This is a genomic window from Pseudomonas lalucatii, from assembly GCF_018398425.1.
Classification (GTDB): Bacteria; Pseudomonadota; Gammaproteobacteria; order Pseudomonadales; family Pseudomonadaceae; genus Aquipseudomonas; species Aquipseudomonas lalucatii.
In genome coordinates this window covers 2,152,297-2,168,741 of record NZ_JADPMV010000001.1, presented here as the reverse complement: position 1 = coordinate 2,168,741, position 16,445 = coordinate 2,152,297, and the positions used below count along the sequence as shown (strand labels likewise).

13 protein-coding genes are annotated in these 16,445 nt (G+C 68.6%); 11 read left to right on the top strand and 2 right to left on the bottom strand.

Going from position 1 to position 16,445, the window contains the following annotated elements:
- Positions 1 to 7 precede the first annotated feature (7 nt).
- From thiC to I0D00_RS09825, 10 genes are all read left to right on the top strand, one after another.
- On the top strand, positions 8 to 1,894 hold the full coding sequence (gene thiC, locus I0D00_RS09870) for a phosphomethylpyrimidine synthase ThiC (RefSeq protein ID WP_213639547.1): 1,887 nt from the start codon (positions 8 to 10) through the stop codon (positions 1,892 to 1,894).
- A gap of 96 nt (positions 1,895 to 1,990) precedes the next feature.
- Entirely contained in the window at positions 1,991 to 2,590 is a 600-nt protein-coding gene (locus tag I0D00_RS09865) for an NUDIX domain-containing protein (protein WP_213639546.1), read from the top strand.
- A complete protein-coding gene (locus I0D00_RS09860; protein WP_213639545.1) occupies positions 2,581 to 3,033 on the top strand; it encodes a DUF1249 domain-containing protein in 453 nt (150 codons plus the stop codon). Before I0D00_RS09865 ends, I0D00_RS09860 begins: the two co-directional genes overlap by 10 nt.
- A gap of 274 nt (positions 3,034 to 3,307) precedes the next feature.
- Complete coding sequence (gene cpdA, locus I0D00_RS09855) at positions 3,308 to 4,123, top strand: 3',5'-cyclic-AMP phosphodiesterase (RefSeq protein WP_213639544.1); 816 nt, start codon at positions 3,308 to 3,310, stop codon at positions 4,121 to 4,123.
- Between the two features lie 77 nt (positions 4,124 to 4,200).
- Entirely contained in the window at positions 4,201 to 4,818 is a 618-nt protein-coding gene (locus I0D00_RS09850; RefSeq protein ID WP_213639543.1) for a YqiA/YcfP family alpha/beta fold hydrolase, read from the top strand.
- 16 nt (positions 4,819 to 4,834) lie between these two features.
- On the top strand, positions 4,835 to 6,733 hold the full coding sequence (parE, locus tag I0D00_RS09845; protein ID WP_213639542.1) for a DNA topoisomerase IV subunit B: 1,899 nt from the start codon (positions 4,835 to 4,837) through the stop codon (positions 6,731 to 6,733).
- Positions 6,733 to 7,710, top strand: a complete 978-nt coding sequence (locus I0D00_RS09840) for an esterase-like activity of phytase family protein (protein ID WP_213639541.1) — start codon at positions 6,733 to 6,735, stop codon at positions 7,708 to 7,710. Before parE ends, I0D00_RS09840 begins: the two co-directional genes overlap by 1 nt.
- Positions 7,707 to 8,231, top strand: a complete 525-nt coding sequence (locus tag I0D00_RS09835; RefSeq protein ID WP_213639540.1) for a retropepsin-like aspartic protease family protein — start codon at positions 7,707 to 7,709, stop codon at positions 8,229 to 8,231. Before I0D00_RS09840 ends, I0D00_RS09835 begins: the two co-directional genes overlap by 4 nt.
- A gap of 7 nt (positions 8,232 to 8,238) precedes the next feature.
- Positions 8,239 to 10,497 (top strand): DNA topoisomerase IV subunit A, encoded by a 2,259-nt coding sequence (parC, locus tag I0D00_RS09830; RefSeq protein WP_213639539.1) that lies wholly within the window; start codon positions 8,239 to 8,241, stop codon positions 10,495 to 10,497.
- 148 nt (positions 10,498 to 10,645) lie between these two features.
- Positions 10,646 to 11,353, top strand: a complete 708-nt coding sequence (locus tag I0D00_RS09825) for a PqiC family protein (protein ID WP_213639538.1) — start codon at positions 10,646 to 10,648, stop codon at positions 11,351 to 11,353.
- A gap of 61 nt (positions 11,354 to 11,414) precedes the next feature.
- Here the strand turns inward: I0D00_RS09825 and I0D00_RS09820 are convergent, their stop codons facing one another.
- On the bottom strand, positions 11,415 to 12,893 hold the full coding sequence (locus tag I0D00_RS09820) for an AhpA/YtjB family protein (protein ID WP_213639537.1): 1,479 nt from the start codon (positions 12,891 to 12,893) through the stop codon (positions 11,415 to 11,417).
- A 171-nt stretch (positions 12,894 to 13,064) separates the two neighbouring features.
- On the opposite strand from I0D00_RS09820, the gene serB reads away from it, so the two are divergent.
- Positions 13,065 to 14,279, top strand: coding sequence for a phosphoserine phosphatase SerB (gene serB / locus I0D00_RS09815; protein ID WP_213639536.1), 1,215 nt, complete (start codon positions 13,065 to 13,067; stop codon positions 14,277 to 14,279).
- Positions 14,280 to 14,343: 64 nt separating this feature from the next.
- Here serB and I0D00_RS09810 read toward each other — a convergent pair whose 3' ends face one another.
- The gene (locus tag I0D00_RS09810) at positions 14,344 to 16,413 is read right to left on the bottom strand and encodes an EAL domain-containing response regulator (protein WP_213639535.1); all 2,070 of its coding nucleotides are present in this window, start codon (positions 16,411 to 16,413) and stop codon (positions 14,344 to 14,346) included.
- Positions 16,414 to 16,445: the final 32 nt, after the last annotated feature.

Below are 16,445 nucleotides of genomic sequence, written 5' to 3'. Positions count from 1 at the left end.
CCAGCCGATGAGTGCACAACAAAAGAACCTGAGCGAAAGCGCCCAGGTCGACCAGCAGTCGATCCAGCCCTTCCCCCGTTCGCGGAAGATCTACGTGCAGGGTTCGCGTCCGGACATCCGCGTGCCGATGCGCGAGATCAGCCTGGACGTCACCCCGACCGACTTCGGCGGCGAGGTCAACGCGCCGGTGCTGGTCTACGACACCTCCGGCCCCTACACCGACCCGAGCGTGACCATCGACGTGCGCCAGGGCCTGGCCGACGTGCGCAGCGCCTGGATCGAGGACCGCGGCGACACCGAGCTGCTCGCCGGCCTGAGCTCCAGCTTCGGCCAGGAGCGCCTGAGCAACCCCGAACTGACCGCCATGCGCTTCGCCCACGTGCGCAACCCGCGCCGCGCCAAGCCCGGCCAGAACGTCAGCCAGATGCACTACGCGCGCCAGGGCATCATCACCCCGGAGATGGAATACGTCGCCATCCGCGAGAACCTCAAGCTGCAGGAGGCCCGCGCCGCCGGCCTGCTCGAGCAGCAGCACGCCGGCCACAGCTTCGGCGCCAACATCCCCAAGGAAATCACCCCAGAGTTCGTCCGCGAGGAGATCGCCTGCGGTAGGGCGATTATTCCGGCGAACATCAACCACGTGGAGCTGGAGCCGATGATCATCGGCCGCAACTTCCTGGTGAAGATCAACGGCAACATTGGCAACTCGGCCCTGGGCTCCTCCATCGAGGAAGAAGTGGCCAAGCTGACCTGGGGCATCCGCTGGGGCTCCGATACCGTGATGGACCTGTCCACCGGCAAGCACATCCACGAGACCCGCGAGTGGATCATCCGCAACAGCCCGGTGCCGATCGGCACGGTGCCGATCTACCAGGCCCTGGAGAAGGTCGGCGGGGTGGCCGAGGACCTGACCTGGGAGCTGTTCCGCGACACCCTGATCGAGCAGGCCGAGCAGGGCGTGGACTACTTCACCATCCACGCCGGGGTGTTGCTGCGCTATGTGCCCATGACCGCCAAGCGGGTCACCGGCATCGTCTCGCGTGGCGGCTCGATCATGGCCAAGTGGTGCCTGGCGCACCACAAGGAGAACTTCCTCTACACCCACTTCGAGGAAATCTGCCAGATCATGAAGGCCTACGACGTCAGCTTCTCGCTGGGCGACGGCCTGCGTCCGGGCTCCATCGCCGACGCCAACGACGAGGCGCAGTTCGGCGAGCTGGAGACCCTCGGCGAGCTGACCAAGATCGCCTGGAAGCACGACGTCCAGGTGATGATCGAGGGCCCCGGCCACGTGCCGATGCAGCTGATCAAGGAGAACATGGACAAGCAGCTGGAATGCTGCGACGAGGCGCCGTTCTACACCCTCGGCCCGCTGACCACCGACATCGCCCCGGGCTACGACCACATCACCTCGGGCATCGGCGCGGCGATGATCGGTTGGTTCGGCTGCGCCATGCTCTGCTACGTTACCCCCAAGGAGCACCTGGGGCTGCCGAACAAGGACGACGTCAAGACGGGCATCATCACCTACAAGATCGCCGCCCATGCCGCCGACCTTGCCAAGGGCCACCCGGGGGCGCAAATTCGCGATAACGCCCTGAGCAAGGCGCGCTTCGAGTTCCGCTGGGAGGACCAGTTCAACCTGGGCCTGGACCCGGACACGGCGCGCAGCTACCACGACGAGACGCTGCCGAAGGACTCGGCCAAGGTGGCGCACTTCTGCTCCATGTGCGGGCCGAAGTTCTGCTCGATGAAGATCACCCAGGAAGTGCGGGTCTATGCTGAAGAGCAACGCATCGCCGCCCTGGACCTGGATGCAGAGGTCGAGCAGGGCATGCAGGCCAAGGCCGAGGAGTTCAAGGCGCAGGGCGCGCAGCTCTATCACAAGGTGTGATGGAGGATCGACGCTTCCGCCGGCTGCGGTCTGGGCCGGCGGAAAATGGGAGACAGGGCGGGCCTTCGGGCCCGTTCCTGCTAATAGGGGGTCGCTATGCAGCGAGACGATGTTGAAATACTCGAGCGCGAGGCCTGCTTTCGCGGCTTCTACCAGCTCGATCGCCTGCAGCTGCGCCATCGCCAGTTCGCCGGCGGCATGGGCCCGCAGCTCAGTCGCGAACTGTTCGTGCGCCATGATGCGGTGTGCGTGCTGCCCTACGACCCGCAGCGCGACAGCGTGGTGCTGATCGAGCAGTTCCGCGTCGGCGCCCTGGACAAGAGCGCCAGCCCCTGGCTGCTGGAACTGGTCGCCGGGTTGATCGACAAGGACGAGGCGCCGGAAGAAGTGGCCCGGCGCGAGGCCGTCGAGGAGGCCGGGGTGACGCTGGGCTCGCTGTGGCCGATCAGCCAGTACTACCCGTCGCCGGGCGGCTCGGACGAACGGGTGCACCTGTTCATCGGCCGCTGCGACAGCGAGGGTGTCGGTGGCGTGCATGGCCTGGCCGAGGAGGGCGAGGACATCCGTGTGCATGTCTGGCCGCTGGAGGATGCCCTGGATGCGGTGAAGGACGGGCGTATCGACAACGCGGCGAGCATCATCGCCCTGCAGTGGCTGGCGCTCAACCGCGCCGAGGTCAGGGGGTTGTGGTCGTGAACCTGTTGCGCGAGCGCTACCGGGTCGACCTGGTGGAGTTGCAGGCGGTCTGCGAGGCCAACTACGCGCGGCTGATGCGCCTGCTGCCGGAGATGCGCAGCCAGGCGAAGGCCCGGCGGGTCGCCCTGAGCCAGGGCGAGCACCAGCTCGGCATTCTCGCCCTCGAGGTGCTGGAGACCTGCCCCTATACCAGTACCCTGCTGGTGCGTCAGGAGCACAGCCTGCCCTGGCTGCCGGTGCCGCAGCTGGAGGTGCGGGTCTACCACGACGCGCGCATGGCCGAGGTGGTCAGCGCCGAGAGCGCCCGGCGCTTGCGCAGTATCTATCCCTACCCCAATGCCGCCATGCACCAGCCGGACGAGAAGAGCCAGCTCAATCTGTTCCTCGGCGAATGGCTGAGCCACTGCCTGGCCTGTGGCCATGAGCCGGCGCCGGTGTTCTAGGCTCCGTACGAAAAGTGCCTGCGCTCGGTGATGCTGCGTTAAAAACAGGCTCAGAATGCTCATTTACAGCACGTAAACTCCGCTTCTTCGCCTGTTTTGCCTTGCCTGACCTGCGCTCGGCGACTTTTCGTACAGCGCCTAGGCCGTTCCCGGCGTTCTGCGTCGTTTTTGACGCTCGGCGAGGCGGTTTTTCTGTGACCCAGGCCCGCTTCGCGGGTTTACCATCGCCGGCCCCAGCCAGCATAATCCCACTACCCTGCTCAAGGAGACGGCCTTGCCGAGCGTGCCCACTTCCGCTGTTGATTCCTCGGTACTGCTGGTGCAGTTGTCCGACAGCCACCTGTTCGCCGAGGCGAACGGCAAGCTGCTGGGCATGGATACCCAGGACAGCCTGCAGCGGGTGGTCGAGCAGTTGCTGCGGGAGCAGCCGCAGATCGACCTGGTGCTGGCCAGCGGCGACCTCTCCCAGGACGGCAGCGAGGCGTCCTACGCCCGCTTCCGCCAGCTCACCGCGACGATCGGCGCACCGGCCCGCTGGCTGCCCGGCAATCACGACGACGTCCCGGCGATGCGCCGCGCCTGCGGGGACGGCGCGCAGCTGGAGCCGGTGATCGACCTGGGCAGCTGGCGCATCGTCCTGCTCGACTCCTCCATTCCCGGCGCGGTGCCCGGCTATCTCGACGCGGAGCAGCTGGCGCTGCTCGAGCGGGCCCTGGCCGAGGCGCCCGAGCGCCACCACCTGATCTGCCTGCACCACCACCCGGTGCCCATCGGCTGCGCCTGGATGGAACCGATCGGCGTGCGCAACCCCGAGGCGCTGTTCGCCGTGCTGGCGCGCCACCCGCAGGCCAAGGCCGTGCTCTGGGGGCATGTGCACCAGGAGTTCGATCAGCTGCGCGAGGGCGTGCGCCTGTTGGCCTCGCCCTCGACCTGCGTGCAGTTCGCCCCGGGCAGCGAAGACTTCCAGGTCGACAGCAGCGCGCCGGGCTACCGCTGGTTGCGCCTGCATGCCGACGGCCGCCTGGAGACCGGGGTGTCGCGGGTCACCGGCATTCGCTTCGAGGTGGACTACAGCGTCAAGGGCTATTGATAGCCCCGGGCTGGAGGGGGCGGCGCGAAAGCTGCTACCGTTCGGCTTCCCGTTCCCCGTCGTAAGCCCCGTCAGCCATGCCCGCAGCCAGCCCCAGTATCCTCTATCTCCATGGCCTCAACAGCTCGCCGGCCTCGCTGAAGGCCAGCCAGTTGCGGCGCGCCATGGCGCGCATGGGCCTGGCCGAGCGGTTGCGGGTGCCGGCCCTGCACCATCATCCACGCCAGGCCATCGGCCAGCTCGAAGGGCTGATCGGCGAGCTCGGTCGGCCCGTGCTGGTCGGCAGCTCCCTGGGCGGCTACTATGCGACCCACCTGGCCGAACGGCATGGCTTGCGCGCGCTGCTGGTCAATCCGGCGGTGCGTCCGCACCTGCTGTTCGACGGCTACCTGGGGCCGCAGAAGAACTACTACAGCGACGAGACCTGGGAGCTGACCGCCGAACACGTGACCGCCCTGGCCGCGCTGGAGGTGCCGCCACCGCAGGACCCCGCGCGTTATCAGGTATGGCTGCAGACCGCCGACGAAACCCTCGACTATCGCCAGGCCCAGGCCTATTACCGGGCCTGCGCCCTGCGCATCCAGGCCGGCGGCGACCATGGCTTCCAGGGCTTCGCCGCGCGCCTGCCGATGCTCTTCGCTTTCGCCGGTATTCCCGCCAGGTTCTGGCGCGATATCGACTTTTCCGCCCTTTAAGACGACCCGAGACCCCATGGCCCAGCAGAACGCCTATAACGCAGACGCCATCGAAGTCCTTTCCGGCCTGGACCCGGTGCGCAAGCGCCCGGGCATGTACACCGACACCAGCCGCCCCAACCACCTGGCCCAGGAGGTCATCGACAACAGCGTCGACGAGGCCCTGGCCGGCCACGCCAAGTCGATCCAGGTGATCCTGCACGAGGACAACTCCCTGGAGGTGCTCGACGACGGCCGCGGCATGCCGGTGGACATCCATCCCGAGGAGGGCGTGCCCGGGGTCGAGCTGATCCTCACCAAGCTGCACGCCGGCGGCAAGTTCTCCAACAAGAACTACCAGTTCTCTGGCGGCCTGCACGGGGTCGGCATCTCGGTGGTCAACGCCCTGTCGACCCGGGTCGAGGTGCGGGTCAAGCGCGACGGCAGCGAGTACCGCATGGCCTTCGCCGACGGCTTCAAGGCCAGCGACCTGGAGGTGGTCGGCAGCGTCGGCAAGCGCAACACCGGCACCAGCGTGCACTTCTGGCCGGACGCCAAGTACTTCGACTCCTTCAAGTTCTCCGTCAGCCGCCTCAAGCACGTGCTCAAGGCCAAGGCCGTGCTGTGCCCGGGGCTGGCGGTGAGTTTCGAGGACAAGGCAGCTGGCGAGCGCGTCGAGTGGCTGTACGAGGACGGCCTGCGCTCCTACCTGGTGGATGCGGTCAGCGAGTTCGAGCGCCTGCCCGCCGAACCCTTCTGCGGCAGCCTCGCCGGCAATAAGGAGGCGGTGGACTGGGCCCTGCTGTGGCTGCCGGAGGGCGGCGAGAGCGTGCAGGAGAGCTACGTCAACCTGATCCCCACCGCCCAGGGCGGCACCCACGTCAACGGCCTGCGCCAGGGCCTGCTGGACGCCATGCGCGAGTTCTGCGAGTTCCGCAACCTGCTGCCGCGCGGGGTCAAGCTGGCGCCGGAGGACATCTGGGAGCGCATCGCCTTCGTCCTGTCGATGAAGATGCAGGACGCGCAGTTTTCCGGGCAGACCAAGGAGCGCCTGTCCTCCCGCGAGGCGGCGGCCTTTGTCTCCGGTGTGGTCAAGGATGCCTTCAGCCTGTGGCTCAACGCCCACCCGGAGTTCGGCCAGCTGCTCGCCGAACTGGCGATCAGCAACGCCAATCGCCGCCTCAAGGCCGGCAAGAAGGTCGAGCGCAAGAAGATCACCCAGGGGCCGGCGCTGCCCGGCAAGCTGGCCGACTGCGCGGGCCAGGACCCCATGCGCGCCGAGCTGTTCCTGGTCGAGGGCGACTCGGCCGGCGGCAGCGCCAAGCAGGCGCGGGACAAGGAATTCCAGGCGATCATGCCGCTGCGCGGCAAGATCCTCAACACCTGGGAGGTGGACGGCGGCGAGGTGCTGGCCAGCCAGGAGGTGCACGACATCGCCGTGGCCATCGGCATCGACCCGGGCGCAAGCGACCTCTCCCAGCTGCGCTACGGCAAGATCTGCATCCTCGCCGACGCCGACTCCGACGGCCTGCACATCGCCACCCTGCTGTGCGCGCTGTTCGTCCGCCACTTCCGCGCCCTGGTGGATGCCGGCCACGTCTACGTGGCGATGCCGCCGCTGTACCGCATCGACCTGGGCAAGGAGGTGTTCTATGCCCTGGACGAGGCCGAGCGCGACGGCATCCTCGACCGCCTGGTGGCCGAGAAGCGCCGCGGCAAGCCCCAGGTCACCCGCTTCAAGGGCCTCGGCGAGATGAACCCGCCGCAGCTGCGCGAGACCACCATGGACCCGAACACGCGGCGCCTGGTGCAACTGACCCTGGACGACTTCGAGGGCACCCAGGAGATCATGGACATGCTGCTGGCGAAGAAGCGCGCCGGCGACCGCAAGTCCTGGCTGGAGTCCAAGGGCAACCTGGCCGAGGTGCTGCTCTGATGCGCAGCCTCTGCGCCCTGTTGCTGCTGGCGAGCACGGCGTTGGCCGAGACTCCATTGGAAGAGCTGCGCCTGCTCGGCGAGCATCCGGTGGCGGGCATGGCCGGCGGCAACCTCTCGGGCCTGGCCCTCTGCAACGAGACGTTGTGGGCGGTGTCGGACCGCGAGGACGACCGCCTGTATCGCCTGGATACCGAGGCGGCGGTCTGGCAGGCCGAGGCCGAGCGTTTCGCCGCGCCCCATGCACCGTCCACGCCCTTGCCCTGGGGGCTGCGCATGCGCACTTGGGTCGCCGGCCAGGTGCGCGGCGGCGGTCTGGATTTCGAGGGGCTGTCCTGCGACGCCCAGGGCAATCGCTACCTGGTCAGCGAGGCGCACGCGGCGGTGCTGCGGCTCTCGCCCATGGGCGAGGCACAATGGCTGGCGCTGCCCGAGGCGGTGGTGCGCCAGGCCCGCGCCAGCGGCATGCTGCTGAAGTTCAATGCACTGCTGGAGGGTATCGCCGTCGATCCGGCCGGCGAGCGCCTGTGGCTGGCCGCCGAGCGTCAGCGCCGCGGCCTGCTGGTGCTGCACCGACAGCGCTCGACCTGGCACTGCAGCGGCGGCTGTGTCCTGGTCAGCGAGGGCGGCCGCGAACCAGGCCCCGCGCAGCTGGGCGATGCGGCGCGGCCCCGGGACTTTTCCGGCCTGGCCTTCCACCAGGAGAAGCTCTTCACCCTGGAGCGCCAGGCCCACCGCATCTGCCGGCGCCAGCTGAGCGACGGCGCGGTCGAGCGCTGCTGGTCCTTCGCCGCCGAGGCGCTGGCCGAGTCCCGTCGCTACCCGCCGGACTACGGTCAGGCCGAGGCCCTGTGGGTCGATGCCGAGGGGGCCTGGGTCGGTCTGGACAACGAAGGTCAGGTCCGGGCCGACGGCGAGCAGCGGCCGATCGTCTGGCGCTTCGCCGCGCCGCAGGGCGGCTGGGGCAATCGCCGGTGAGCACCCAGGCGCCGGGCCGTCGGGCGGGGCGGGTGATGCTGGTGCTGGCCTGGGGCGCCGCCCTGCTGCTGGCCACGCGCTTCTTCGGCGAGTGGGAGGAGTCCCGGCGCAACCCCAACCGCGACCCGCAGTCGGTGCATGGCAGCGACTATGTCGAGGTGCGCCTGGCCAGCAGTCGGCAGGGACATTACCGCGCCGCCGGGCGGATCAACGACGAGCCGGTGATCTTCCTCCTCGACACCGGCGCCACCCAGGTGGCGGTGCCCGTCGAGGTGGCCCGGCGCCTGGGGCTGAGTGCCGGCACGGCGATCCTGATCAGCACCGCCAATGGCCGCGCCACCGCCCACCGCACCCGGCTGGCCAGCCTGCGCCTCGGCGACATCGTCCTGCACGATGTCGAGGCGCTGATCGCCCCCGGCATGGACGGCGACGAAGTGCTGCTGGGCATGAGCGCCCTCAAACAACTCGAATTCACCCAGCGCGACGGCACCCTGATGCTGCGCCAATCAACCTTGCGATGAGACCTTCATGAGCGAATCCCTCGATCTGAGCCTGGATGGCGTTGAGCGCCGCTCGCTTGCCGACTTCACCGAGCAGGCCTACCTCAACTATTCGATGTACGTGATCATGGACCGCGCCCTGCCGCATATCGGCGACGGCCTGAAGCCGGTGCAGCGGCGCATCGTCTACGCCATGAGCGAGCTGGGCCTGGATGCCGACGCCAAGCACAAGAAGTCGGCGCGCACCGTCGGCGACGTGCTCGGCAAGTTCCACCCCCACGGCGACTCGGCCTGCTACGAGGCCATGGTGCTGATGGCGCAGCCGTTCAGCTACCGCTACACCCTGGTCGACGGCCAGGGCAACTGGGGCGCGCCGGACGATCCCAAGTCCTTCGCCGCCATGCGCTACACCGAGGCGCGCCTGTCGCGCTACTCCGAGGTGCTGCTGAGCGAATTGGGCCAGGGCACGGTGGACTGGGTGCCGAACTTCGACGGCACCCTCGACGAGCCGGCGACCCTGCCGGCGCGCCTGCCCAACCTGCTGCTCAACGGCACCACCGGCATCGCCGTGGGCATGGCCACCGACGTGCCGCCGCACAACCTGCGCGAGGTCGCCGCCGCCTGCGTGCGCCTGCTGGACCAGCCGGACGCCACGGTCGAGCAGCTGTGCGAGCACGTGCAGGGGCCGGACTTCCCCACCGAGGCGGAGGTCATCACCCCGCGCGCCGACCTGCTGAAGATCTACGAGACCGGCCGCGGCTCGGTGCGCATGCGTGCGGTGTACCGCATCGAGGACGGTGACATCGTGGTCACCGCCTTGCCGCACCAGGTGTCCGGCTCCAAGGTGCTGGAGCAGATCGCCGGGCAGATGCAGGCCAAGAAGCTGCCGATGGTCGCCGACCTGCGCGACGAGTCGGACCACGAGCACCCCTGCCGCATCGTCATCATCCCGCGTTCCAACCGGGTCGATGCCGACGAGCTGATGACCCACCTGTTCGCCACCACGGACCTGGAGTCCAGCTACCGGGTCAACACCAACGTCATCGGCCTGGACGGCAAGCCCCAGGTGAAGAACCTGCGGCAGATGCTGCGCGAGTGGCTGGAGTACCGGGTGAACACGGTGCGCCGGCGCCTGCAGTTCCGCCTGGACAAGGTGGAGAAGCGCCTGCACCTGTTGGAGGGCCTGCTGGTGGCCTTCCTCAACCTCGACGAGGTGATCCATATCATCCGCACCGAGGACCAACCCAAGCCGGTGCTGATGGCCCGCTTCGGCCTCACCGACGTGCAGGCCGACTACATCCTCGACACCCGCCTGCGCCAGCTGGCGCGCCTGGAGGAGATGAAGATCCGCGGCGAGCAGGATGAGCTGGCCAAGGAGCGTGCCAAGCTGCTGGCCCTGCTCGGCAGCGAGGCGAAGCTGAAGAAGCTGGTGCGCCAGGAGATCCTCGACGACGCCGAGAAGTACGGCGATGCGCGTCGCTCGCCGATCGTCGCCCGCGCCGAGGCCCGCGCCCTGTCGGAAACCGAGCTGATGCCGACCGAACCGGTCACCGTGGTCATGTCCGAGAAGGGCTGGGTGCGCTGCGCCAAGGGCCACGACGTCGACGCCACCGGCCTGTCCTACAAGGCCGGCGACGGCTTCAAGGCCGCCGCGCCGGGGCGCTCCAACCAGTACGCGGTATTCATCGATTCGACCGGGCGCAGCTATTCGCTGGCGGCGCACTCGCTGCCATCGGCGCGGGGCCAGGGCGAGCCGCTGACCGGGCGCCTGACGCCGCCGCCGGGGGCCAGCTTCGAATGCGTGCTGCTGCCGGACGACAGCGCGCTCTATGTGATCGCCTCCGACGCGGGCTATGGCTTCGTGGTCAAGGGCGAGGACCTGCAGGCCAAGAACAAGGCCGGCAAGGCCCTGCTCAGTCTGCCGGCCGGTGCCAGGGTGGTGTCGCCCAAGCCTCTGGTCAGCCGCGAGGAGGACTGGCTGGCGGCGGTGACCACCGAGGGCCGCCTCTTGTTGTTCAAGGTCGCCGATCTGCCGCAGCTGGGTAAGGGCAAGGGCAACAAGATCATCGGCATTCCCGGCGAACGGGTTGCCAGCCGCGAGGAATACCTCAGCGACCTGGCGGTGCTGCCGGCGGGGGCGACCCTGGTGTTGCAGGCGGGCAAGCGCACCCTGTCGCTCAAGGCCGACGATCTGGAGCACTACAAGGGCGAGCGCGGCCGGCGCGGAAACAAGCTGCCGCGCGGCTTTCAGCGGGTCGACGGGTTGCTGGTCGAGGCGCAGGGGTGAGTCGCGGACCGACCGCCGATGCGCTGCGTACTGGAGTCGCGCGGCGCTTTGGCGGATGATAGGGCGCCGTGGAAGGCGTCAGCGTGGCTGCGCGCCTTCGCTAACCCAGGTTTGACTGCCGGCAGAACGTGCCGGCCGGATGAGAGTAATGACCCGAGCGCGTCTCCCCCTGACCCTGCTGCTGACTGGCCTGCTTGGCCTGGCCGGATGCACGGCCTACCAGCCGGTGCCCCTGTATCAGCTCGATGGCGGCAATGCCGCACTGCCGGCCGACCAGGAGGGCGTGGCGGTGCTGCTGGGGCCGGTGTCGATCGCCGATTACCTGCAGCGCGAGGCCCTGCTGCAGCGCCAGGCCGACGGCAGCCTGACGGCGGCCAGCGATGCGCGCTGGGCCGGCAGTCTGGCGGCGGATATCGACCGCCAGCTGTTGCGCCAGCTGGCCGCTCGACTGAACAGCCAGCGCCTGGCCACGGCGCCGGCGGCACCGGGCTTCAGCCCCCAGGTGCAGGTGCTTTTGAGCATCAGCCGGCTGGATTCCGGGCCGCAGCGCCCGGCCGTGCTCGAGGCCCACTGGCGCCTGCTGAGCGGCGAGGGCAAGCTGCTCGACGGCCGCCTGGTGCGACTCGAGGAGACCCACCAGGGCAGCATCGCCGACCAGGTCAGGGCGCAGAGCCTGGTCATGCGTCAGTTGGTCGAGCAGGTGGCGCTGGCGGTGCAGGAGTATGGCAATCTGGCCCCGGCCATCGCCAAGGAGCCGCGCAAGAAGGCGCCCGCCGCACCGGCGCGCAAGCCGGCGCCGCCGAAGATTCCGGTGGCCGAGCCGATCCGGATCGAGGGCGAGGTGTTCCGTTTCTGAGCCCGCCCAGGCCGGAGATAGAAAAAAGCCCCGCTCGCAGCGGGGCTTTTTTCTGCGTGGTTCAGCGGCTCTCGTGCATGCGCGCCAGCTGGCGCTCCAGCAGCGAAGGGTAGGGCTCCAGCAGGCGCTCCACGCAGCAGGCCCCGTCCGGGCTGGCGATGGCGCGGATGCGACTGCACTGTTGCACCTGCGGGTCGGCGGCGATGCGGCGCTCCAGCAGCAGCAGGTTGCGGCTGTGCTGGGACAGGGCCAGGGCATTCTGGGCGGTTTCGCTGAGCAGCAGATCGCCCTGGCTGAGGTCGAGCAGGGCGTCGCCCTGGGTCAGCCCCAGCTGTAGCTGCAGGGTGATGCCGCTGTCGGCGACCTCGATCTGCAGGGCATGGCCGAGGGCGCGCATCAGCTCGCCGCAGCACAGCGCGTGGCTCAGGTAGTCATCGTTGTCCCGGCTGTGGAACAGCATCAGGCTGCTGCCGTCGCCGAGGGTGTGCAGCTCGCCCTGATAGAGCGCCGCGGCCTGACTCAGGCAGTCGCGGTAGCGCTGCAGCAGGTCGAGCAGGCGGGCCCGCGGCAGGCGCCGCAGCTGTTCCTGGGCGCCCAGCTGGATGGCCAGTACCGCACTCGCTTGGGCCGCGCTCGGCGCCGCGGCAGGCGCCGGCGGAGCGTCGTCGCGCAACTCGGCGAAGGGATCGCCTTCCGCGTCGTTGCGCTCGTCGAACGCGTCGAGCGCCTCGTCGTTGAGGTTCGGCACCGCGAAGCCCGGCTCGTCGTCGTGCGGCTCGGCCAGCTCGGCGAAGTCGTCTTCGGCCTCCATCTCGTCGTAGTCGGCTGCGGGCTCAGGCTCTGGCTTCTCCGGCACCAGGCGGGCCTGCAGCTGGCGCGCCAGGTCGCCGATCTCGTCCAGGCGCCCGGCTCCGGGGGCCGGGTCGTCCGGGTCACGCAGCCAGACCCGCAGCTGCAGCAGCGGCGTGGAGATATGCCGGCCCAGGCGCAGGCTCAGGCTCAGGGCCAGGGCCAGCAGGATCAGGCTGAGGATGCCCATGCTCTGCAGGCTGATGGTCATCGGCTGCTGGAACTGGCGCATGTCCAGGCTGATGCGCAACTGGCCGGCGATCACCTCCTGGAAGGTGATGGGCGTCGAGTACAGGCCCTCGGTTTCGCCGAGCATGCTCTTGCTCGGGCGCGCGCCGGCCTCGGCGAGGATGCGGTTGTCCACGCTGTAGATGGCCGCATGGGCCACCAGCGGGTTCTTCACCAGGTTGTTCAGCAGCACGTTGAGGCTGAGGATGTCGTTGGACACCAGCAGCTCGGTGGCCGAGGCGGCCGTCTGGGTGATCAGGCTGGTGCCCAGGGCCTCGGCCTGCTGCTGCATGGCCTGCTTGAACTGCATGCCGATCACCCAGGCGTAAATCACCAGGGCCAGCGCCACCAGCAGCAGGCTGTGGCTGGCGATGCGCAGGGCCAGGGGCACGCGGCGCTGGCGCAGGGCCTGGAACAGCAGGAGGAAGAGGTTGTCGGGTTTAACGGGGACGGGCCGGTTCACAGGGCTCGGCTCTTGTCGACTGGAGATGGCGCGCAGTATAGCGAGCGGCCCGCAGCGGGCAAAGCGCCGCGCGTGCCCGTACGGCGGCGAAAATGGGTAGAATGTGCGCCTTTTCTCCGGCCTGCTCGCCCAGCGGCGGACCGCTTATCTTCGACCTTATGGGGGTGCGCCGTGCGCGAAATCGTCCTGATCAACATCACCGGCGAGGATCGCCCCGGCCTCACCGCCGCCATCACCGGCGTATTGGCCCGGGGCGGGGTGAACATCCTCGATATCGGCCAGGCGGTGATCCACGACACCCTGTCGTTCGGCATCCTGGTCGAGATACCGGACAGCGAGCGCGCCTCCTCGGTGCTCAAGGACGTGCTGTTCACCGCCTACGAGCTGGACCAGCAGGTGCGCTTCACCCCGGTCTCCGAGGCGGACTACCGGCAATGGGTGAGCGGCCAGGGCAAGGCACGGCACATCGTCACCCTGCTGACCCGCAAGGTCACCGCCGAGCAGTTGCAGCGGGTCAGCGCCATCACCGCCCAGTACGGCCTGAATATCGACCATATCGACCGCCTGTCCGGGCGCATGCCGCTGGACACCCCGGCCGAGCAGGGCAAGGGTTGCATCGAGTTCTCGGTGCGCGGCGAGCCTGCCGATCCCGCGGCGTTGCGCGCCGAGTTCCTCAGCGTGGCGCAGGAGTTGAACGTCGACATCGCCTTTCAGCGCGACTCGCTGTTCCGTCGCAACCGCCGTCTGGCGGTGTTCGACATGGACTCGACGCTGATCGAGGCCGAAGTGATCGACGAACTGGCCAAGGCGGCCGGGGTCGGCGAGCAGGTCGCGGCCATCACCGAGCGGGCCATGCGCGGCGAGCTGGACTTCGCCGCCAGCTTCAGGGAGCGCCTGGCCCTGCTCAAGGGCCTGCCGGAAACCGTGCTGGCCGATATCGGCGCCTCGCTGCGCCTGACCGAGGGCGCCGAGACGTTGTTCGCCGAGCTGCGCCGGCTGGGCTACAAGACGGCGATCCTCTCCGGTGGCTTCAGCTACTTCGCCCGGCAGCTGCAGGCCAGGCTGGGCATCGACTATGTGTTCGCCAACGAACTGGAGATCGTCGATGGCCGGGCCACCGGCGTGGCCGTCGAGCCGATCGTCGATGCCCAGCGCAAGGCCGACCTGCTGCGCGAGCTGGCCGAGCGCGAAGGCCTGCGCCTGGAGCAGACCATCGCCGTGGGCGACGGCGCCAACGACCTGCCGATGCTGGCGATCGCCGGTCTGGGCGTGGCGTTTCGTGCCAAGCCGCTGGTCAAGCAGTCGGCCAAGCAGGCCATCTCCACCCTGGGGCTGGATGGCGTCCTCTACCTGCTGGGTTTTCGCGACCGCGACGGCCTGGCCTGATCCATCCCGGGTACGAAAACGAAGAAGCCGCCCGCGGGCGGCTTCTTCGTGTCCGGGCGCCGGACTATTCGTCGTCGGCGGAGAAGTCGTAGTTCATCGACTGGCTCGGCGCCTGCAGGTAGTAACCCTGGATGTAGTTGACCCCGGCCTGCCACAGCGTGGCCAGCACGCTGGCGCTCTCGACGAAGGGCACTATGGTCAGCTTGGCCTGGGCGTGGAGGCTGGCCAGCAGGGTCTTCAGGGCTTCCTGATTGTCGGGATTGCTCAGGTCCTGGGAGAAGGAGCCGTCGATCTTGACGAAGTCCAGGGGCAGGTGCTTGAGCGTGTTGAAGGGGTTGAGGGCGCAGCCGAACTGGCTCAGGGCGACCTTGCAGTGCAGCTCCCGCAGGCCCTGGCACAGGGCCTTGGCCTGCTTCAGGTAGGCGATGGCGTCCGGCTCGCTGAACTGGAAGACCAGGGCGTCCGACGGCAAGCGCGCGGCCTTCAGGGCCACGCTGAGCCAGGGCAGCAGGGTCTGGTCCTGCAGGCTGGCGCTCGACAGGTGCACGAACAGGCGGGTGTCGTGGCCCTTGCTGCGATGGTCGGCGAGCAGCTTGATCGAGTTGAGCACCACCCAGCGGTCGATCTTCTCGCCGAGGCCGGCGTCCTTGGCGGCGTTGAGGAAGTCGGTCGGCGGAACCTCCTGGCCTTGCGGGTTGAGCAGGCGCAGCAGCACCTCGTAGTGCTCGTGGTTGTCGCCGCGCAGGCTGATGATCGGCTGGAACAGCAGGCGGAAGCCGTTGTGCTCCAGGGCCTGCTGGACCATGGCGACTATGCTGCCGCGGTTGGCGGCGGCGGCCAGTTCGTCGGCCGGGTCGTACAGCTTGAGGGCGTTGCCCTCGGCCAGCTCGTCGGCGCAGCGCTGGGCGCGGTTGACCACGTCCTGGGCCTTGGCGGTCTTCTCGCTGAGACCGGCGACGCCGATCGACAGGGTGGTCTGCGCGGTGCGGCCGCTGATGTCGAACAGATGACCCTCGACCTTCTTCAGCAGGGCCTCCAGGTGGTCGCGGGCCTGCTCCGGGGACTGCCCCGGTTGCAGCACGGTGAAGATGTCGTCGCCGAAGCGCGCCAGTTGCGCCGTGCCGGCAAAGTGCGCGCGCAGCAGATTGGCCAGGTCGGTCAGCAGCAGGTCGATGCCGGCCAGGCCGACGTCGGCCAGCAGGCTGGCGTAGTGGTCGACGCGGATATAGGCCAGGCTGGCCGGCTGGCCGGCATTCACCGCCCGTTCGGCGGCGCCGTCCAGCAGTTCGAGGAAGTAGTTGCGGTTGTACAGGCCGGTGACCAGGTCCTGGCTGCTGATTTCGCGCAGCTTCTCTTCCAGTTCGGCATTGCCGACTTCGCCGCGGATCACCACCTGAATGCAGGGCTCGCCGTCATAGGTGGCGGGGGAGAAGTTCATCCGCGCCTGGAAACTGTCGCCATTGGCCTTGACCCCGGCGCAGGCCAGTTCGGCGTTGCCTTCCGCGCCCTGGTAGTTCTTCAGGAAGTCCTTGAACGCGCTCTGGTCGGCGGCGGCGATCAGGTCGATCATCGGCATGCCTTCCAGCTCGTCGGCGTCCTGGTAGGCGAACAGCTCGAGATAGGCGCGGTTGGCATAGATGTGCATGCCGTCGTGCACGTAGGTGATGGCGTCGACCGAGCTCTCGAGCAGCAGCTGGCAGCGCTTCTCCGCTTCGCGCAGGGCCACCTCGGCGGCCCGCCGGGCGCGACGTTCCTCCAGGTTGCCCAGCTCGCGCTGGGCCACCAGCACCAGGCGCTCGTCCTCGCCCTGCGGCAGGGCGTCCTGGGCGCCGAGGGTCAGGGCCTCGGTGATGGCGTCGGAGTCGTTGCCTTCCAGCAACTGGATGACCGGGATGTCCTTGGCCTGGCGGCGGATCGCGTTGATGGCCTCGGCGGGGGCGAGGTGTTCGCTGCTGGGGGCGGTGATCAGCAGGTCCCAGCTCTGTTGCAGGGCTTCGGCGAGGTCTTCGCTGGAGCTCAGGCGGTGCACCCGGGTGGCGCGGCCGGCGTTGCGGAACAGGCTGACGAGGCGTTCGGCCTCGTTCTGCGAGTCTTCCAGGATCAGCAGCCGAATAGTCTTTTTTTCGATGGCCATGGCGGGAGTCAGGTCTGCGCCGAACGGGCGCG

What these genes read in the sequence shown, in the direction of transcription:
- I0D00_RS09865 (WP_213639546.1), top strand. Translation starts at nt 1,991, where the DNA reads ATGCAGCGAGACGATGTTGAAATACTCGAGCGCGAGGCCTGCTTTCGC.
- I0D00_RS09840 (WP_213639541.1), top strand. Translation starts at nt 6,733, where the DNA reads ATGCGCAGCCTCTGCGCCCTGTTGCTGCTGGCGAGCACGGCGTTGGCC.
- I0D00_RS09850 (WP_213639543.1), top strand. Translation starts at nt 4,201, where the DNA reads ATGCCCGCAGCCAGCCCCAGTATCCTCTATCTCCATGGCCTCAACAGC.
- I0D00_RS09810 (WP_213639535.1), bottom strand. Translation starts at nt 16,413, where the DNA reads ATGGCCATCGAAAAAAAGACTATTCGGCTGCTGATCCTGGAAGACTCG.
- thiC (WP_213639547.1), top strand. Translation starts at nt 8, where the DNA reads ATGAGTGCACAACAAAAGAACCTGAGCGAAAGCGCCCAGGTCGACCAG.
- I0D00_RS09825 (WP_213639538.1), top strand. Translation starts at nt 10,646, where the DNA reads ATGACCCGAGCGCGTCTCCCCCTGACCCTGCTGCTGACTGGCCTGCTT.
- parC (WP_213639539.1), top strand. Translation starts at nt 8,239, where the DNA reads ATGAGCGAATCCCTCGATCTGAGCCTGGATGGCGTTGAGCGCCGCTCG.
- parE (WP_213639542.1), top strand. Translation starts at nt 4,835, where the DNA reads ATGGCCCAGCAGAACGCCTATAACGCAGACGCCATCGAAGTCCTTTCC.